General features: G+C 51.1%; 18 protein-coding genes and 3 tRNA genes. 20 read left to right on the plus strand and 1 reads right to left on the minus strand.

Going from position 1 to position 17,868, the window contains the following annotated elements:
* Window positions 1–57 precede the first annotated feature (57 nt).
* The 11 genes from folB to rpoS all read left to right on the plus strand — a co-directional run bounded on the left by folB (window position 58) and on the right by rpoS (window position 7,821).
* Window positions 58–411 carry a bifunctional dihydroneopterin aldolase/7,8-dihydroneopterin epimerase gene (folB, locus tag ACF8PK_RS17805; protein ID WP_004723818.1) on the plus strand — a complete coding sequence of 118 codons (354 nt, stop codon included), beginning with the start codon at window positions 58–60 and terminating at the stop codon, window positions 409–411.
* Window positions 408–899 carry a 2-amino-4-hydroxy-6-hydroxymethyldihydropteridine diphosphokinase gene (gene folK, locus ACF8PK_RS17810; RefSeq protein WP_172561898.1) on the plus strand — a complete coding sequence of 164 codons (492 nt, stop codon included), beginning with the start codon at window positions 408–410 and terminating at the stop codon, window positions 897–899. The genes folB and folK overlap by 4 nt, the downstream gene beginning before the upstream one ends.
* A 14-nt stretch (window positions 900–913) precedes the next feature.
* A complete protein-coding gene (locus ACF8PK_RS17815) occupies window positions 914–1,717 on the plus strand; it encodes an undecaprenyl-diphosphate phosphatase (RefSeq protein ID WP_014205781.1) in 804 nt (267 codons plus the stop codon).
* Between the two features lie 129 nt (window positions 1,718–1,846).
* Window positions 1,847–2,131 (plus strand): cell division protein FtsB, encoded by a 285-nt coding sequence (gene ftsB / locus ACF8PK_RS17820; protein WP_004723824.1) that lies wholly within the window; start codon window positions 1,847–1,849, stop codon window positions 2,129–2,131.
* Window positions 2,128–2,841 carry a 2-C-methyl-D-erythritol 4-phosphate cytidylyltransferase gene (gene ispD, locus ACF8PK_RS17825; RefSeq protein ID WP_392442823.1) on the plus strand — a complete coding sequence of 238 codons (714 nt, stop codon included), beginning with the start codon at window positions 2,128–2,130 and terminating at the stop codon, window positions 2,839–2,841. Before ftsB ends, ispD begins: the two co-directional genes overlap by 4 nt.
* 49 nt (window positions 2,842–2,890) lie before the next feature.
* On the plus strand, window positions 2,891–3,367 hold the full coding sequence (gene ispF, locus ACF8PK_RS17830) for a 2-C-methyl-D-erythritol 2,4-cyclodiphosphate synthase (RefSeq protein WP_004723827.1): 477 nt from the start codon (window positions 2,891–2,893) through the stop codon (window positions 3,365–3,367).
* Window positions 3,368–3,398: 31 nt separating this feature from the next.
* Entirely contained in the window at window positions 3,399–4,445 is a 1,047-nt protein-coding gene (truD, locus tag ACF8PK_RS17835) for a tRNA pseudouridine(13) synthase TruD (protein ID WP_392442826.1), read from the plus strand.
* Complete coding sequence (gene surE, locus ACF8PK_RS17840; RefSeq protein WP_004723832.1) at window positions 4,438–5,205, plus strand: 5'/3'-nucleotidase SurE; 768 nt, start codon at window positions 4,438–4,440, stop codon at window positions 5,203–5,205. The genes truD and surE overlap by 8 nt, the downstream gene beginning before the upstream one ends.
* Entirely contained in the window at window positions 5,198–5,824 is a 627-nt protein-coding gene (locus ACF8PK_RS17845; protein ID WP_014205779.1) for a protein-L-isoaspartate(D-aspartate) O-methyltransferase, read from the plus strand. Before surE ends, ACF8PK_RS17845 begins: the two co-directional genes overlap by 8 nt.
* On the plus strand, window positions 5,824–6,759 hold the full coding sequence (gene nlpD / locus ACF8PK_RS17850) for a murein hydrolase activator NlpD (RefSeq protein ID WP_392442829.1): 936 nt from the start codon (window positions 5,824–5,826) through the stop codon (window positions 6,757–6,759). The genes ACF8PK_RS17845 and nlpD overlap by 1 nt, the downstream gene beginning before the upstream one ends.
* 72 nt (window positions 6,760–6,831) lie before the next feature.
* On the plus strand, window positions 6,832–7,821 hold the full coding sequence (rpoS, locus tag ACF8PK_RS17855) for an RNA polymerase sigma factor RpoS (protein WP_004723838.1): 990 nt from the start codon (window positions 6,832–6,834) through the stop codon (window positions 7,819–7,821).
* A gap of 68 nt (window positions 7,822–7,889) precedes the next feature.
* Here rpoS and mutS read toward each other — a convergent pair whose 3' ends face one another.
* The gene (mutS, locus tag ACF8PK_RS17860) at window positions 7,890–10,451 is read right to left on the minus strand and encodes a DNA mismatch repair protein MutS (protein WP_392442832.1); all 2,562 of its coding nucleotides are present in this window, start codon (window positions 10,449–10,451) and stop codon (window positions 7,890–7,892) included.
* Window positions 10,452–10,535: 84 nt separating this feature from the next.
* Between mutS and pncC the strand changes: the two genes are divergently transcribed.
* The 9 genes from pncC to ACF8PK_RS17905 all read left to right on the plus strand — a co-directional run bounded on the left by pncC (window position 10,536) and on the right by ACF8PK_RS17905 (window position 17,806).
* The gene (pncC, locus tag ACF8PK_RS17865; protein WP_222743527.1) at window positions 10,536–11,030 is read left to right on the plus strand and encodes a nicotinamide-nucleotide amidase; all 495 of its coding nucleotides are present in this window, start codon (window positions 10,536–10,538) and stop codon (window positions 11,028–11,030) included.
* A gap of 166 nt (window positions 11,031–11,196) precedes the next feature.
* A complete protein-coding gene (gene recA / locus ACF8PK_RS17870; RefSeq protein ID WP_392442835.1) occupies window positions 11,197–12,249 on the plus strand; it encodes a recombinase RecA in 1,053 nt (350 codons plus the stop codon).
* A 94-nt stretch (window positions 12,250–12,343) separates the two neighbouring features.
* Window positions 12,344–12,814, plus strand: a complete 471-nt coding sequence (recX, locus tag ACF8PK_RS17875) for a recombination regulator RecX (RefSeq protein ID WP_143680210.1) — start codon at window positions 12,344–12,346, stop codon at window positions 12,812–12,814.
* A gap of 187 nt (window positions 12,815–13,001) precedes the next feature.
* Window positions 13,002–15,584: an alanine--tRNA ligase gene (alaS, locus tag ACF8PK_RS17880; RefSeq protein ID WP_392442838.1), complete on the plus strand. Its 2,583-nt coding sequence runs from the start codon at window positions 13,002–13,004 to the stop codon at window positions 15,582–15,584.
* Between the two features lie 206 nt (window positions 15,585–15,790).
* Entirely contained in the window at window positions 15,791–16,978 is a 1,188-nt protein-coding gene (locus tag ACF8PK_RS17885; protein ID WP_038150576.1) for an aspartate kinase, read from the plus strand.
* A gap of 92 nt (window positions 16,979–17,070) precedes the next feature.
* The gene (csrA, locus tag ACF8PK_RS17890; RefSeq protein ID WP_004415691.1) at window positions 17,071–17,268 is read left to right on the plus strand and encodes a carbon storage regulator CsrA; all 198 of its coding nucleotides are present in this window, start codon (window positions 17,071–17,073) and stop codon (window positions 17,266–17,268) included.
* A 183-nt stretch (window positions 17,269–17,451) separates the two neighbouring features.
* Window positions 17,452–17,544: transfer RNA gene (locus tag ACF8PK_RS17895), tRNA-Ser, on the plus strand.
* Window positions 17,545–17,583: 39 nt separating this feature from the next.
* Window positions 17,584–17,660 (plus strand) — tRNA-Arg (locus tag ACF8PK_RS17900).
* Window positions 17,661–17,713: 53 nt separating this feature from the next.
* Window positions 17,714–17,806: transfer RNA gene (locus ACF8PK_RS17905), tRNA-Ser, on the plus strand.
* The last annotated feature ends 62 nt before the right edge of the window (window positions 17,807–17,868 follow it).

A 17,868-nucleotide genomic window follows, 5' to 3' on the forward strand; every position in this document is an offset into this window, starting at 1 on the left:
AGTACGTTTTTTTACTCAATTTGGGTATCCGACCTGTAAAAAGGATGCAATAGAACTATGGATAAAGTTTTTATCGAACAACTGGAAGTGATCACGACGATTGGTGTTTACGACTGGGAGCAGGAAATTAAGCAGAAGCTGGTGCTGGATCTGGAAATGGCACACGACAATCAGCCTGCCGGTAAAAGTGATGATGTGGCGGATGCGCTGGACTACGCCCAAGTGAGTCAGGCGGTGATTGAACACATCGAAACAGGTCGTTTTCTGTTGGTTGAGCGTGTGGCCGAAGAAGTGGCACAGCTCATCATGACACGCTTTTCTGTGCCTTGGATTCGTATTCGTCTCACCAAACCCGGCGCCGTCGCGCAAGCGAAAGGGGTGGGTGTGATCATTGAGCGAGGAAACGCATGATCACCACGTATGTGGGTATCGGATCGAATCTACAACGTCATCAACACATTGAAGCCGCCGTGGGCGAATTGCGCCGCATCGGCCATGATTTGCGTTTGTCGACTATTTACGAATGTGAGTCGGTAGGCTTTGACAGCCATGCGTTTTATAACCTCGTGGTTGAAATGAAGACGGAACTTAGCTTGGCGGAATTTGCTCTAACCCTGCGCGACATTGAATTGCGTTGGGGGCGGGACAGCCAGGCGAAGAAGTTTCAGGATCGCACGCTGGATCTGGACATCATCCTGTTTGGGGACACGATTTCAGCCACCGCGCCGGTGCTGCCACGGCCGGATATCTACCATTATCCTTTTGTGATTCAACCGTTGTATGAACTGTGCCCAGAACGTTGTATTCCCGGCACACAGGACACCATTCAACATGTATGGCAACAAGCCCAGGGATTAGAGGCATTAAAGCCCGTCGAACTGTGGTTTGCTCTTAACTAATCAACGAGAAAACAATGAGTTATTTCGAATCGTTCATTTTGGCTTTAATTCAGGGCTTTACCGAATTCCTTCCTATTTCCAGTTCTGCACACCTGATTTTACCCTCGGCTATTTTCGGCTGGGCGGATCAGGGGCTTGCGTTTGATGTCGCAGTACACGTCGGCACATTGGCGGCGGTTGTGATTTACTTCCGCCGTGAAGTGGTGTCGTTGCTGCGGGCATTTTTCGGCTCAATCTTTCAAGGGGATCGTAGCAAAGAAGCGAAGCTGGCTTGGCTGATTGTGCTGGCCACCATTCCGGCTTGTGTATTTGGCTTCCTCATGAAAGACATTGTCGAAGTCTATTTGCGCAGCGCTTGGGTGATTGCAACCACCACCATCGTGTTTGGTCTATTGCTGTGGTACGTCGATAAGCACGCATCATTGGTTGACGATGAATATCAGGCCGGTTGGAAAAAAGCCCTGTTCATTGGGGTGGCGCAAGCCATGGCGATCATTCCCGGTACGTCACGTTCTGGCGCAACCATGACCGCAGCGCTGTACTTAGGGTTTACTCGGGAAGCGGCGGCGCGTTTTTCATTTCTGATGTCGATTCCGATCATTATGCTGGCGGGTGGCTACTTAGGTTTGAAACTGGTGACCAGTGGCGAGCCGGTGCATACCGGATTCCTACTGACAGGTGTCGTGACGTCGTTCGTCAGTGCTTATATCTGTATTTTCTTCTTCCTGAAGCTGATTTCCCGCATGGGAATGACCCCGTTTGTGATTTATCGTCTGCTGCTGGGCGCGGGTCTGTTTGCGTTTCTGCTCAGTCAGTAAGCGCTTCTCCCTTGTGCTGACTCGCCTGAGATTCGGGGGTGTGGTATAAGTGGTGAACGTTTGTTAACAATGAATCTCATCTTATGCCGCCCTTGTGCGGCATAGTTTCACTTCACGAGAGAGACGGTTATGCGAGTATTTGCGGTGGCACTGACGCTGCTGTTTGCCTTACTACAATATGATCTGTGGATGGGGAAAAACGGCATTGCTGATTATCGCGCGGTGTCGAGCGAAATTCAGGTTCAAGAGCAGGTGAATAGCAACCTGCATCTGCGTAATCAGGAAATGTTCGCAGAGATTGACGACCTACGTCAGGGGCTGGATGCCATTGAAGAGCGTGCCCGACACGAACTGGGTATGGTGAAAGAGGGGGAAACCTTCTATCGCATCATTGGTGAGGAAAACCGTCCATGACCGCAAAGATTACCGCGATTGTGCCAGCCGCTGGCGTCGGCAGCCGTATGCAGGCCGATCGCCCCAAGCAATATTTAACCCTGCATGGTCACACCGTGCTGGAGCACACTGTTGAGGCGTTGCTGCGCCATCCTGACGTGGGTCAAGTGGTCGTGGCTGTCAGCGACAGTGACCCTTACTTTGAGTCGTTGACACTGGCGAATCACCCCCGTGTGATTCGAGTTTCCGGTGGTAAAGAGCGCGCTGATTCGGTGCTGTCTGCGCTGGACTATGTGTGTCAGCATCAGCTCAGCGAGTGGGTGATGGTACACGATGCCGCCCGTCCTTGCGTGAAACATGCCGACATCAACCAACTGGTGGCTACGGCGCAAGCGCATGCCGTGGGCGCGATTTTGGCGGCACCAGTGCGTGACACCATGAAGCGTGCCGATGGGCAGCAAAACATTGAACACACGGTGGATCGCGTGGCCTTGTGGCATGCGTTAACGCCGCAAATGTTTCGCGCGCAGCCGCTACAACAGGCGCTGACGCAAGCACTCGATGCCCAAGCGGTGATCACAGACGAAGCGTCGGCCTTTGAGTGGTTGGGGCTCAATCCGGCTTTAGTCGCTGGGCGCGCGGACAATATTAAAATTACTCAACCAGAAGATCTCGCATTGGCCGAGTTCTATTTAAGTCGCAGTGATTTCAGTGACAATATGATTAAGTAACAAGATGATCTAAGCAACAAGATGATCTAAGTAACCACAAGGACTGAACATGATTCGAATTGGCCACGGTTTTGACGTACACAAATTTGGCGGAGAAGGTCCGGTGATCATTGGGGGCGTCGCCGTTCCTTACGAACAGGGGCTGATTGCCCATTCTGATGGGGATGTGGCGCTGCATGCATTGAGCGATGCACTGCTGGGCGCGATTGCCGCCGGCGATATTGGCCGTCACTTCCCGGACACGGATGACAAGTGGAAAGGTGCTGACAGCCGCGAGTTGCTCAAAGATGTTTATCGCCGCGTGAAAGCGCAGGGCTACCGTCTTGGCAATGCCGATGTGACCATCATGGCGCAGGCCCCAAAAATGGCCCCGCACATTGAAGCGATGTGCGCCGCGATTGCTGACGATCTTGAAACGGATCTGGGCAACGTCAACGTCAAAGCAACCACCACCGAACGTCTTGGTTTCACCGGCCGCAAAGAAGGCATTGCGTGTGAAGCCGTCGTATTACTCGTGAAGGCTTGATTGTCACTGCTTTCACCTATCGGAATAAAAAATGACAGATCTTTTATCTTCGTTGGCTTATTTATGTGGTAAACCAACAGCAAAGGCCAAAATTAAGGCCAAACCAGAACATTTTAAAGTCGTTGAAGATTTGGGGTACCGTTTTAGCGGTGACGGCGAACACGTGATGGTGCGGATTCGTAAAACCGGCGAAAACACCAGTTTTGTGGCCAACGAATTGGCCAAAGCGTGCGGCGTGAAATCAAAAGATGTCAGTTGGGCTGGCCTGAAAGATCGCCATGCGGTGACCGAACAGTGGCTGAGCGTGCACATGCCGCAGGGGAAATTTCCCAATCTGAGCATGTTTTTGGCGCAATACCCAAGCATTGAAGTGCTGGAAATGCAGCGTCATAACAAAAAGCTGCGTCCGGGCGATCTGCGTGGCAATCGCTTTGAAGTGGTTCTATCGGAAGTCACCGACATAGACGATGTGCTGCGTCGGTTAGCGGTGGTTGCCGAGCAAGGCGTGCCTAATTATTTTGGTAATCAGCGATTTGGCCGTGAAGGCAACAACGTGACGGAAGCGCGCCGCTGGGGACGCGACAATGTTCGCAGTCGTAATCAAAACCAACGCAGTTTGTATCTGTCGAGCGCCCGTTCGTGGATCTTCAACCACATTGTGTCTGCACGTATTGAAGCGGCGTGTTTCTACCGTTTTATTGACGGTGATGTGGCGCTGGTGGGCAAAGAACAGGTATTGGTGGCAGCAGATCAATTGGCAGAGTGGAACGCCAAACTGCAACAGGGTGAAGCTGTGATTTCAGCGGCTCTGGCGGGTGACAATGCGCTGCCGACGCAAAACGAGGCGCTGGCACTGGAGCAGCCTCAGTTAGACGCAGAACCCGATCTGATGGCGCTGATTCGCGGGAATCGCATGCGTCATGACCGCCGCGCGGTGTCGTTAATGCCGCAGGATCTGAGTTGGGACGTCGATGGCGATCAGATCACGCTGCGCTTTGCGTTGGACGCGGGCAGCTTTGCGACCTCGATTGTGCGTGAATTGATCGAAGAAATTCCAGTAGAGCGTGTGTATGAGTGAGAACAAGCTGAGAATCTTGCTGAGTAACGATGATGGCGTGTATGCCGAAGGCATTCGCGCGCTGGCGTACGCCTTGTCCGACTTGGCCGAAATCATTATTGTAGCGCCGGACCGCAACCGTTCAGGGGCATCAAACTCTTTAACGTTAGAGCAGCCGCTGCGCGTCACGCGTATTGAGCCGAATACCTATTCTGTGCAAGGCACGCCGACCGATTGCGTTCATTTTGCCCTCAATGAGCTGCTCAAAGATGACTTACCGGATCTGGTGCTCAGTGGCATCAATCACGGCGCCAATTTGGGCGATGACGTGCTGTATTCGGGCACCGTCGCGGCGGCGATGGAAGGCCATTTCCTGGGCGTTCAGTCGATTGCATTTTCCTTGGTTGGAAAACATCATTTTGCCACTGCGGGAAAAATTGCCCGTCAGCTGGTGCTGCAACATCTTTCTGCTCCGATTCCAACCAACCGCCTGATTAACGTGAATATTCCGGATCTGCCTTTTGATCAACTCAAAGGCCATCAAGTGACACGCCTTGGTGCACGTCATCACGCTGAGAGCATGATCAAACAGAAAGATCCGCGGGGTCATGACATCTATTGGCTTGGCCCTCCGGGGAAAGAACAGGACGCGGGTGAAGGCACCGATTTTCATGCGGTCGAGCACGGTTATGTCTCGATCACGCCGATGCAGGTGGATTTAACGGCACACGAGTCATTGGGCGCGATGAATCTCTGGTTAAAGGAAGGTGCCGATGGCTAACCCGAAGGCGGACAGACTGATTCAATTACTCACTGAGCACGGGATCCGTGATCAGAGCGTACTGGCCGCAATTCATGCTCTTCCGAGAGAAGCATTTGTCGCTCAGGCGATGATGCATCAAGCCTACGACAACAATGCGTTGCCGATCGGACAAGGGCAGACCATCTCACAGCCTTACATTGTGGCTAAAATGACGCAAATGCTGGCGCTCAAACGCGACAGCCGAGTGCTGGAAGTGGGCACCGGCTCAGGTTACCAGACGGCAGTTTTGGCGCAATTGGTGGATCATGTGTTCTCCATCGAACGCATTAAGTCGTTGCAATGGGAGGCCAAACGCCGTCTCAAGCAACTGGATATCTACAATGTGTCAACCAAGCATGGTGATGGCTGGCAAGGGTGGCCGGCCAAAGGGCCGTTCGATGCCATCATTGTGACGGCCGCTGCGCCCGTGGTTCCGCAAGCGTTGTTGGCACAACTGGCTGAAGGGGGCCGTTTGGTGATCCCGGTTGGTGAAGAAGAACAGCAACTCCTGCACATCGTGCGTCAAGGCGATCAATTTGTCACCCAAGTGGTGGAGATGGTGCGTTTCGTCCCTTTAGTGGCAGGTGATCTCGCATAATGAATGGCTTTCAATTCCGCAATTGGATGGTGATGGGACTCTGCTACCTCGTCATGGGGTGCGTTGCGAACACGCCTGCGCCGGTGTCGGGATTGAGAAAAGATTACACTGCGATTGAGCGCGGCAGTTATCGAGGCAGCTACTACGAAGTAAAGCGCGGTGACACGCTTTATTTTATCGCTTACATCACAGATAAAGATGTAAAAGAGTTGATTCGTTACAACAATTTGACCGCGCCATACACGATTCATCCGGGACAAAAACTGAAACTTTGGACGCCGGTATACACGCCGCCAGCCTACGGTGGTACCGGTGCAGGCCCAGTCGTAACTGCGGCCAGCAAAAGTTCAACAGCAGTAAAAACTGTCAACCCTCCCGTGGTTGCGCCAAATGTGAGCAAAAGCTCTAAAACAACCACCTCATCCCAAAGTACTAAAACTGCACCAAAAGTGGTCAAAAAACAGCCAGAAAAGAGTATTGATCAATCGAAAGCAAAAGAGTATGTTGGAGCCTCAAGTAAACAAAATGTTAATAAAACTGTAAATAAACCTAAACCATCCAACGATAAAGTCGCGAAGTGGTTATGGCCGACTCAAGGCAGAGTTGTTAAGAACTTCTCTGCGGGGGATCAAGGCAACAAAGGGATCGACATTGCAGGACAGCGAGGTCAATCCATTGTCTCCACCGCAGCAGGAACGGTAGTGTACTCGGGCAATGCACTACGGGGTTATGGCAACCTTGTCATTATAAAGCACAACGATCACTATCTCAGTGCTTATGCCCACAACGATCGGTTGCTGGTTAAAGAAGGACAAAGTGTGAAAGCTGGCCAGAAGATAGCAACAATGGGCAGTTCAGGAACCAACAGTGTTCGCTTGCACTTTGAAATTCGATATCAAGGTAAGTCAGTGAATCCAAAACGCTACTTGCCATAAACATACTTGTTTAAGAGTCATGTAGTGACATTCAGAGTAGTAATGTCTTGCTAGCTCGCCAGGGGAGGCGCTATGAGTATCAGCAATACAGCCACTAAAGTCGAAGAGTTTGAGTTCGATTCAGAAGCCGTGAATAACGCGGCGACCGACCAAGAACTGACTACCAACGATAATGACCAGTCTGAAGAGGTTCGTGAAGAGTTTGATGCTTCCACGAAAAGCCTCGATGCCACTCAGATGTATCTGAGCGAGATTGGTTTCTCACCCTTATTAACCGCCGAAGAAGAAGTGCTCTATGCTCGCCGCGCCTTGCGTGGTGATGAGGCTGCGCGCAAACGCATGATCGAGAGCAACTTACGTCTGGTGGTTAAAATTTCTCGCCGTTATAGCAATCGGGGCTTGGCACTGCTTGACCTGATTGAAGAGGGTAACCTTGGCCTCATTCGTGCAGTAGAGAAATTCGACCCAGAACGCGGTTTCCGTTTTTCGACTTATGCTACCTGGTGGATTCGTCAGACCATTGAACGTGCCCTGATGAACCAGACTCGTACAATTCGTTTACCGATTCATGTGGTGAAAGAGCTGAACATCTATTTGCGTACTGCGCGTGAGCTGTCTCAGAAACTCGACCACGAACCGACCGCGGAAGAAATTGCCGTGGAACTGGATAAGCCAGTGGATGATGTCAGCAAAATGCTCCGTCTGAACGAGCGCATTAGCTCCGTCGATACGCCAATTGGCGGCGATGGTGACAAAGCATTGCTCGATATCATCCCTGATATCAACAATTCCGACCCTGAAGTCTCCACACAGGATGACGACATTCGTGATTCGCTGGTGGCTTGGCTCGATGAGCTCAACCCGAAACAGAAAGAAGTGCTGGCTCGCCGTTTTGGCTTGTTAGGGTATGAACCATCAACACTGGAAGAAGTGGGCCGCGAGATCAATTTGACCCGTGAACGTGTGCGTCAAATTCAGGTGGAAGGCTTGCGCCGACTGAGAGAAATCCTGATGAAACAGGGGTTGAACATGGAATCGCTGTTTAACGTTGAAAACGACTAAATACAGCCGATAGCTTGAAATAAAAAGGCACTCATCGAGTGCCTTTTTTGATCGACGCGGGAAGCGGACTAGAGCATCTTTTTCAGACGATAGAGCGCTTCAAGCGCTTGGCGAGGTGTGAGATCGTCAGGATCAATCTCAGCCAAGGTTTGTTCTACTTCGCTGGGTTCAGGGATCAAACTGAGCTGATTGGCAATGTCCACGGTGTTGGGTTTGCTGCTGGGTTGTTGCAAGCTCAGTTGTTCTAACTGCGTTAACTTGGTGCGAGCATTTTTGATCACCGCTTTCGGCACGCCGGCTAACCCCGCGACGGCTAAGCCGTACGATTTGCTGGCTGCGCCTTCTTGCACAGCATGCATGAAGGCAATGCTATCGCCGTGCTCGACGGCATCGAGGTGAACGTTCGCCAGATGCGGTAAGGCATTTGGCAATTCAGTCAGCTCGAAATAGTGCGTGGCAAACAGCGTCATGGCACCAATTTCTTTGGCCAACCATTCCGCGCTGGCCCAAGCCAATGATAGGCCATCATACGTGCTGGTGCCGCGACCGATTTCATCCATTAAGACCAAACTACGTTCGGTGGCGTTGTGAAGAATGTTGGCTGTTTCTGTCATCTCGACCATGAAGGTAGAACGACCCGAGGCCAAATCATCAGACGCGCCGATACGCGTAAAGATGCGATCCAACGAACCAATCTGCGCCGCTTCGGCTGGCACATAAGAACCAATGTGCGCAAGCAGCGCAATCAACGCCGTTTGACGCATGTAGGTTGATTTACCGCCCATGTTTGGACCGGTGATGATCAGCATCTTGCGTTGCGGGTTCAGTTCAATCGGGTTGGCAATGAAGGGTTCGCTCATCACTTGCTCGACCACTGGATGACGACCGGCTTGAATGCGAATCCCCGGTTCATCACTGAGCGTTGGACGGCAGTAATCGAGGCTTTCCGCGCGTTCGGCCAGATTTTGCAGCACGTCAATCTGCGATAGGGCAGATGCCAGATTTTGCATCTGTTCTAAATGCGGCAGTAACTGATCAAACAGGGCTTCCCATAGCTGTTTTTCCAATGCCAGCGCTTTGGATTTTGAATTGAGCACTTTGTCTTCGTGCTCTTTCAATTCCGGAATGATGTAGCGCTCGGCATTTTTCAGGGTTTGGCGACGCACGTAATGCGGCGGCACCAAATGGCTTTGCCCACGGCTGACTTGAATATAGAAGCCGTGCACGGCGTTGTAGCCGACTTTGAGGGTGTCGATGCCATGACGCTCGCGTTCGTCGGCTTCGAGTTTGTCGAGGTACTCTGTCGCGCCGTTGGCCAGATCCCGCCATTCGTCCAGCTCTGCGTTATAACCATCAGCAATCACGCCACCATCACGAATAACGACCGGCGGATTTTCTTTGATTGCCTGTTCCAGCAGTTCACACAGGTTGCCCATCGGTTGCGCATCGTCGCGCAATTGACCCAGATAGGGCAGTGTTAGACTGCTGAGCACATCCGCCAGCTCGGGCAGTTGCTGCAGCGCATGACGCAGGCGAGCTAAGTCGCGCGGCCGCGCAGAGCGCAGGGCGAGGCGCGCCAGAATGCGTTCAATGTCGCCAATCTGTTTGAGTACCGGATGCAACTCGGCAAACAAGGCATGCTGCTTTAATTCCCCAATCGCGTCGAGGCGCTGATTCAAGGTGTCTAAACCGCGCATTGGTTGATGCAGCCAGCGTTTGAGCATACGACTGCCCATCGGTGTCGCGCAGTGATCCAACACTTCGGCCAGCGTATTATCGGTGCCGCCGGCCAAGTTCTGCGTCAACTCGAGGTTACGACGGGTTGCGGCATCCAGAATCACCGATTGATCTTGGCGATCAAAGGTCAGTGAACGAATGTGTGGCAGGGCAGTACGCTGCGTATCTTTCACGTACTGAATCAAACAACCCGCGGCGCATAAGCCAAGCTTGGCTTGCTCGACACCAAAACCGACTAAGTCACGGGTGCCGAACTGCTGATTGAGCTGCTGTTTGGCGGTATCCAGTTCAAATTCCCACACTGGGCGGCGGCGGTTGCCTTTGCGGCTGGCCATCAGTTGCACCGGTTCGAAATCTTCCGGAAACAGCAATTCGCGCGGTGAGGTGCGTTGCAATTCTGCCGCCATCGCTTCTTCCGATGTCGGTTCACACAACTGGAAACGGCCAGAGGTAATATCCAATGTCGCGTAACCAAAGCGACCATCATGGTGATAAATCGCGGCAATCAGGTTGTCCACCCGTTCTGACAACAACGCTTCATCGGTGACAGTGCCCGGCGTGACGATGCGTACGACTTTGCGCTCAACTGGGCCTTTACTGGTGGCTGGATCGCCAATCTGTTCGCAAATCGCGACCGACTCACCTAACTGAACCAGTTTCGCCAAATAGCCTTCGACCGCATGAAACGGTACGCCCGCCATCGGAATCGGCTCACCAGCGGACGCGCCGCGCTTGGTGAGGGAAATATCCAGCAATTGCGATGCGCGTTTGGCATCGTCATAGAACAGTTCGTAAAAATCGCCCATGCGATAAAACAGCAAAATCTCCGGGTTCTCAGCTTTGAGCTTGAGGTATTGCTGCATCATTGGCGTATGTTTTTGTTCAGCAGTCACGGGTTACATCTTTTGTTTGTGGACATAGCGGCTTAGGATACGTGAATCCCTATCGAGCGAAAAGACGCAAAGAGGTTTTTGGTTATGGAATTGCACCAAACATTAAGTCAGCAGGTTGGCGAACAATTACAGGCCGCCAATGAAGTGCTGGTGACGGCCGAATCATGCACCGGTGGTGGTGTGGCCACCGCGATTACGGATATTGCAGGCAGCTCCGCGTGGTTTGATCGTGCGTTTGTGACCTACAGTAATGAAGCAAAGCAAGAGATGATTGGGGTGAGCGCAGCCACGTTAACGCAATATGGCGCGGTGTCCGAACCGGTAGTGATTGAAATGGTGCAGGGCGCACTTGAGCACTCTTTGGGCACGGTCGGCGTCGCCATCAGCGGCATCGCTGGGCCCGGTGGTGGCAGCGAAGAAAAACCGGTCGGGACGGTTTGTTTTGCTTGGGCCGATACCCGCGGATGGTTGCTGGTGGAGACGCAGCGTTTCGCTGGCGATCGCGCGCAAGTTCGTCAACACGCGGTGGAACATGCGCTGCGGACGTTGAGCAAACATTTATCAATGGCTGAAGCGTGACGTTTATCGGCTTGCGGCAACTTTTTTCTATACAGGGGTGGACACTGTATGAATCAACAGTATAATGAGCAGCAATCTGACAACAAATGTCGAACCGATTTCTACGCATTCACGTATCACTGTCGGTGCTCAAACATAAATAGATCGTGACAGTCTGGAGAAAGTAATGGACGAGAACAAACAGAAGGCTCTGGCCGCGGCCCTGGGTCAAATTGAAAAGCAATTCGGTAAAGGTTCTATCATGCGCTTGGGTGACAACCGCACGATGGACGTAGAAACGATTTCTACTGGTTCACTTTCTCTGGATATCGCATTGGGTGCTGGTGGCCTGCCAATGGGCCGTATCGTGGAAATCTACGGTCCAGAATCGTCGGGTAAAACCACGCTGACTCTGGAGCTGATTTCAGCGGCGCAACGCGAAGGTAAAACTTGTGCTTTCATCGATGCAGAGCACGCTCTGGATCCGGTTTACGCTCGTCGTCTGGGCGTGAAAATTGATGAGCTGCTGGTGTCTCAGCCAGATACCGGTGAGCAAGCGCTGGAAATCTGTGACGCGTTGGCGCGTTCAGGTGCTGTTGACGTGATCGTGGTTGACTCGGTTGCTGCATTGACGCCAAAAGCGGAGATTGAAGGTGAAATGGGCGACAGCCACATGGGTCTTCAAGCGCGTATGCTGTCTCAAGCGATGCGTAAACTGACAGGTAACCTGAAACAGTCAAACTGTATGTGTATCTTCATCAACCAAATCCGTATGAAGATTGGTGTGATGTTTGGTAACCCAGAAACCACAACCGGTGGTAACGCACTGAAATTCTATGCTTCTGTTCGTTTGGACATTCGTCGTACGGGTTCAATTAAAGAAGGCGATGAAGTGGTGGGCAACGAAACGCGCATCAAAGTCGTGAAGAACAAAATTGCAGCACCGTTTAAAGAAGCCAACACGCAAATCATGTACGGCCAAGGCTTTAACCGTGAAGGTGAGCTGGTTGAACTGGGCGTGAAGCATAAGCTGGTCGAAAAAGCAGGTGCTTGGTACAGCTACAACGGCGACAAAATTGGTCAAGGTAAAGCGAACGCATGCAAATACCTGCGCGAAAATCCTGAAGTGGCGAAGTTCATTGACGGCAAACTGCGTGAGATGCTGCTAAGCCCTGAACAAGTGGAAGTTGCGGAAGAGCCAGAGTTTGGCACTGTTCCAGAACAACAAGAAGAGTTTTAATTCAACGCTGATTGATAAAGCCCTGCACATGCGGGGCTTTTTGCTATCCGACTCTCTGTCATGAGATTGTGATTCGATTATCAATGGAAACGCCATGTATTCACGTTCCCCAAAAATGACCTGTAAAGAAAATGCCCTGTTTCTGCTCTCGCGACGCGACCATGGGGAGTATGAGCTGCACCAAAAGCTGCTGATTAAAGGGTTTGAAGTGGCGGATGTCGAACAAGCCGTGTTGTATTGCCAAGAGCAGGGCTACCTTGATGATTTGCGCTACGCACAAAGTCAGGTTCGTCAGCACGTTGCCAAAGGGCATGGTGAACGACGTATTCGTCAGGAACTACAACAGAAGCGAGTGGCGGCGGATGTGGTGTCTGAGGCGCTCGACGAGGAAGGCGCCGATTGGTTTGAACTGGCCAAACAGACTGCGCAAAAAAAGTTTTCTTCACTCGCGACACGTGACAACAAAGAATATGCCAAACGAGTACGTTTTTTGCAGTACCGCGGCTTTAGTTTCGATCAAATTCAGTACGCCCTCAGTGACGACGATGATTCCTCAATGGGATAATTTTTCACACTTACAACGGATATTTCTCGCCGCTTGACGCCCAATGAAATCGAATGCGCTGCGTCACATGAGGTTTCAATTCAGGTTTCAATTCATTTTCGTCTTTTCTTTAAGAAAACTAGGCGAACTCTTATCCATGCTTTACAATATCGCAAAATTCTAACTTGAGTATTTCAGGAAGAGCTGCATGTACATGAGCACGGATGAGGTTCGCCGCGCGTTCCTCTCATTCTTTGAAAGCAAAGGCCACCAAATCGTCGACAGTTCGTCGTTGGTGCCTGCTAATGACCCGACCCTGCTGTTCACCAACGCAGGTATGAACCAGTTTAAAGATTGTTTCCTAGGTTTGGAAAAGCGCGCCTATACGCGCGCGACCACGGCGCAACGTTGTGTGCGTGCCGGTGGTAAGCACAATGACCTGGAAAACGTCGGTTTCACCGCACGTCACCACACATTCTTCGAAATGTTGGGTAACTTCAGCTTTGGTGATTATTTCAAAGAAGATGCCATCAAGTTTGCATGGGAATTTCTGACTGAAGTACTGCAGCTACCAAAAGAGCGCCTGTTGGTCACCGTTTACCAAACTGACGACGAAGCGTTTGATATCTGGAACAAGCAGGTCGGTATTCCTGCGGATCGTATTGTTCGCATTGGTGACAAGCCAGGCGGTAAAGCGTACGAGTCCGATAACTTCTGGCAGATGGGTGACACGGGGCCTTGTGGTCCATGTACCGAGATCTTCTACGATCACGGCGAACACATCTGGGGTGGTCGTCCTGGCTCACCAGAAGAAGACGGTGACCGTTTCATCGAAATCTGGAACAACGTCTTTATGCAGTTCAACCGTCACGCCGATGGCAAGATGGAACCACTGCCGAAGCCGTCTGTAGATACCGGTATGGGCATCGAGCGTATCTCTGCCATCATGCAGGGTGTGCACTCCAACTATGAAATCGACGTCTTCCAAACACTGATCAAAGCTGCGGCTGATGTGATTGGCTACGACGATCTGTCGAACCAATCGCTACGCGTGGTTGCAGACCACATTCGTTCTTGTGCTTTCTTGATTGTTGATGGTGTGATGCCGTCAAACGAAGGTCGTGGTTACGTGCTGCGTCGTATCATTCGTCGCGCCGTTCGTCACGGGAACAAACTGGGCGCGAAAGGCGCATTTTTCTACAAACTGGTTGGCCCACTGGCAGACGTGATGGGGTCTGCGGGTGAAGAGCTGAAGAAACAGCACGCGATTGTGGAAAAAGTTCTGCGTATCGAAGAAGAAAACTTCGGCCGTACGCTGGATCGCGGCATGGCAATTCTGAACGAAGCGCTTGATGCACTGTCAGGCACTGAGCTGGATGGCGAAACCGTTTTCAAACTGTACGACACGTACGGCTTCCCAGCAGACTTGACCAATGATGTGGCACGTGAACGTGGCTTTACCATTGATGAAGCTGGTTTTGAAGCGGCGATGGAAGAGCAGCGTCAACGTGCACGTGAAGCGGGTCATTTCGGTACCGACTACAACCAGTTGATTAAAGTGGAAGGTGCAACGGAGTTCTGCGGTTACAGCGCGACTCAAGGTGAAAGCACCATCACAGAAATGTTTGTGGAAGGCCAAGCTGCGGCGTCTTTGTCTGCGGGCGATAAAGCCATCATCGTGCTGAATGAAACGCCATTCTACGCGGAATCGGGTGGCCAATGTGGCGATGCGGGCGTGCTGAAAACTGACGCCGGTGTGTTTCATGTGGTCGACACTCAGAAACTGGGTAACGCGATTGCGCATCACGGCGTGATGGCCGAAGGCGTATTTGCTCAAGGCGATACCGTTCATGCGATCGTTGACGCGAAACGTCGCGCTGCGATTTCTCTGAACCACTCTGCGACGCACTTGCTGCACGCTGCGCTGCGCCGCGTTCTGGGCGAGCACGTCACGCAAAAAGGTTCGCTGGTTCGCGCTGAAGGCCTACGTTTTGACTTTTCTCATTTGGAAGCTGTTTCTGCGGCTGAGCTGAAAGAAGTTGAGCGTCTGGTGAACGAACAAGTGCGTACCAACCACCGTATTGAAACCAACATCATGGATATCGACGCTGCGAAAGCAAAAGGCGCGATGGCTCTATTTGGTGAGAAATACGACGAACAGGTGCGTGTGCTGTCCATGGGCGATTTCTCGACTGAACTGTGTGGCGGTATTCACGCCAGCAGCACCGGTGATATCGGTCTATTCAAGATCACCTCAGAAAGCGGCATCGCGGCGGGTATTCGCCGTATTGAAGCGGTTACGGGTGAAGCTGCATTGGATTACCTTGACGCCCAGCACGCTCAGTTTGAAAGCAAAGTGGCTGACATGGCCTCGAAAGCCAAAGGTCTGGAAAAAGAAATTCAGCACCTGAAAGACAAACTGGCGGCGAAAGAAAGTGCCAGCCTGACGAGCAAAGTGAAAGACATTGCTGGCGTCAAAGTGCTGGTGGCACAGCTTGACGGTGCGGATAACAAAGCACTGCGCGGTATGGTTGATGAACTGAAAAACCAACTGGGTAGTGGCATCATCATGCTGGGTAACGTGGCAGACGATAAAGTTGGCCTGATTGCCGGTGTAACCAAAGACTTGACGGCGAAAGTGAAAGCTGGAGAACTGGTGAACATGGTTGCGCAGCAAGTGGGTGGTAAAGGCGGTGGTCGCCCAGATATGGCTCAAGCCGGTGGTAGCGATGCAGCGGCATTGCCATCCGCCTTGGAGTCTGTAGACGCTTGGATTGCTGAGCGTCTATAACAAACTGAAATAATTAGCGCTCAATCAAGACAAATTTTGATTGAGCGTAACTTTATCTGGTCAACCAAGTGGTTTAATTGGCGTGAGTTTCATACAGTCGATTAACCGCTTGGTTTTGTTTTTGTAACTACTAAACTGATAGACAACTCGTTGGTGAGCAACAGTTTAGTCCGAATGAGACTTTGGTCTTGGGAAGGTGAATACTGGTGAAAAAGCCCCTTATCGTGCAAAAGTTCGGTGGAACTTCCGTTGGCTCAATTGAGCGCATGCATACTGTCGCCGAACACATCATTAAAGCGAAAAATGATGGTAATCAAGTTGTTGTTGTTGTTTCTGCCATGTCAGGAGAAACCAACCGACTGCTGGGTTTAGCCCAACAAGTGGATAGCGTACCAACCGCTAGGGAACTTGATGTTTTGCTCTCTGCTGGTGAGCAGGTGTCTATGGCACTGGTAGCGATGACTCTGAATAAACTGGGTTATGCTGCTCGCTCTCTAACCGGAGCTCAAGCGAACATTGTGACGGATAATCAACACAATGACGCGACGATTAAAACGATTGATACACGAACGATTACGGAACTGCTGGCGCAAGACCAGATTGTTGTTGTAGCCGGTTTTCAGGGTATCAATGAAAATGGGGATATCACCACTTTAGGTCGTGGTGGCTCGGATACCAGTGCAGTGACATTGGCCGGAGCGCTCAACGCAGATGAATGTCAAATCTTCACTGATGTTGATGGGGTTTATACATGTGACCCTCGTGTTGTACCCAAAGCAAAGAAACTGGACATCATTGATTTTCCATCGATGGAAGAAATGGCTCGTAAAGGCGCGAAAGTGCTGCACCTGCCGTGTGTTCAGTATGCTTGGGAAAATCAGGTTCCACTGCGCGTGCTGTCGACGTTTGATGTAAACGATGGCAGCTTGATTAAAGGCGAACAAGGTTCGCAAGCTGTATGTGGCCTGGCAATCCAACGTGACATGTCTTTGGTGACCGTTGAACAGGATTCATTAGCCAGCCTGATGAAACAGTGTCAGATGTTAGGTGTAGAAGTCTGGAATGTGATCGAAAAGACAGAATGGGCAGGTGTTGTGATAAAACGCGATGCCTGTGCCAAGTTGGATCTGGTGTTCAGCGACAAAATCCGTAATAGTGAACATGTGAGTTTACTGACTACGGTCGGTCTGCAAGCGCCTGACTTAGCGGAGCATTCTTGTGCATTGTTGTCAGAACAGGGCATCGATGTACATTATGTCTCCACGACTTCACAATCATTGATGTTAATGCTTGCGCCGCACTGCGTTGAGGAAGCGGCAAATATTTTGCACGAAGCTTATATCGATTCTGAAACACTCGTGGACTTTCAGCCTAAACATGCATTTTTAGGCTGATTTGACTGCAATAGAGAGTTTACGAAAATATAACTTTTAGTGGATAATAACGTAGTTGCAAGATAATACAGAGATTACTCAAGGAGCAAAGAATGCTAATTTTGACTCGCCGCGTTGGCGAAACACTCATGATCGGTGACGAAGTAACAGTAACTGTACTGGGCGTAAAAGGTAACCAAGTACGTATCGGTGTGAACGCACCGAAAGAAGTTTCTGTGCACCGTGAAGAAATCTACATGCGCATTCAAGCTGAAAAAGGTAATGGTAACGTTGCGTCAGGCAACTACTAATTATCAACGAAAAGGCTGGCAATTTTGTCAGCCTTTTTTGTGCTTCATGTGTCCGTTTTTAATAAAAGTGTAATTTCACACCGCTTTGATTAAATAGCCAACGGTTAAGCAGTTTTTTCCAATTTTTGCCAAGAAAGTGTTTGACATATTTTTGGTAAATCGTAATATGTGCCTCCGCAAGACGGTGAGGTGGCCGAGAGGCCGAAGGCGCTCCCCTGCTAAGGGAGTATGCGGTTTGTAGCCGCATCGAGGGTTCGAATCCCTCCCTCACCGCCATTTCTTGCGACGCTTAATTTAGCACATTAAGTGAAATGCGCGTCCGTAGCTCAGCTGGATAGAGTACCTGGCTACGAACCAGGCGGTCAGAGGTTCGAATCCTCTCGGACGCGCCATATTCTCTCGGGAATATGAAGATTCTGAAACGTAAGTTTTGGAAAAGAAACGTGGTGAGGTGGCCGAGAGGCCGAAGGCGCTCCCCTGCTAAGGGAGTATGCGGTTTGTAGCCGCATCGAGGGTTCGAATCCCTCCCTCACCGCCATTTCTTCGCCTTCGGGCAAATTTTTGTTTTCAAACAACAAAAATGTGATATACTTCACAACC

Origin of the sequence: Vibrio sp. CJQ_6 (assembly GCF_043106745.1) — a bacterium.
Classification (GTDB): domain Bacteria; phylum Pseudomonadota; class Gammaproteobacteria; order Enterobacterales; family Vibrionaceae; genus Vibrio; species Vibrio furnissii.

Coding starts and splice junctions, on each gene's coding strand:
- folB (WP_004723818.1), top strand. CDS start 58: ATGGATAAAGTTTTTATCGAACAACTGGAAGTGATCACGACGATTGGT.
- folK (WP_172561898.1), top strand. CDS start 408: ATGATCACCACGTATGTGGGTATCGGATCGAATCTACAACGTCATCAA.
- ACF8PK_RS17815 (WP_014205781.1), top strand. CDS start 914: ATGAGTTATTTCGAATCGTTCATTTTGGCTTTAATTCAGGGCTTTACC.
- ftsB (WP_004723824.1), top strand. CDS start 1,847: ATGCGAGTATTTGCGGTGGCACTGACGCTGCTGTTTGCCTTACTACAA.
- ispD (WP_392442823.1), top strand. CDS start 2,128: ATGACCGCAAAGATTACCGCGATTGTGCCAGCCGCTGGCGTCGGCAGC.
- ispF (WP_004723827.1), top strand. CDS start 2,891: ATGATTCGAATTGGCCACGGTTTTGACGTACACAAATTTGGCGGAGAA.
- truD (WP_392442826.1), top strand. CDS start 3,399: ATGACAGATCTTTTATCTTCGTTGGCTTATTTATGTGGTAAACCAACA.
- surE (WP_004723832.1), top strand. CDS start 4,438: ATGAGTGAGAACAAGCTGAGAATCTTGCTGAGTAACGATGATGGCGTG.
- ACF8PK_RS17845 (WP_014205779.1), top strand. CDS start 5,198: ATGGCTAACCCGAAGGCGGACAGACTGATTCAATTACTCACTGAGCAC.
- nlpD (WP_392442829.1), top strand. CDS start 5,824: ATGAATGGCTTTCAATTCCGCAATTGGATGGTGATGGGACTCTGCTAC.
- rpoS (WP_004723838.1), top strand. CDS start 6,832: ATGAGTATCAGCAATACAGCCACTAAAGTCGAAGAGTTTGAGTTCGAT.
- pncC (WP_222743527.1), top strand. CDS start 10,536: ATGGAATTGCACCAAACATTAAGTCAGCAGGTTGGCGAACAATTACAG.
- recA (WP_392442835.1), top strand. CDS start 11,197: ATGGACGAGAACAAACAGAAGGCTCTGGCCGCGGCCCTGGGTCAAATT.
- recX (WP_143680210.1), top strand. CDS start 12,344: ATGTATTCACGTTCCCCAAAAATGACCTGTAAAGAAAATGCCCTGTTT.
- alaS (WP_392442838.1), top strand. CDS start 13,002: ATGTACATGAGCACGGATGAGGTTCGCCGCGCGTTCCTCTCATTCTTT.
- csrA (WP_004415691.1), top strand. CDS start 17,071: ATGCTAATTTTGACTCGCCGCGTTGGCGAAACACTCATGATCGGTGAC.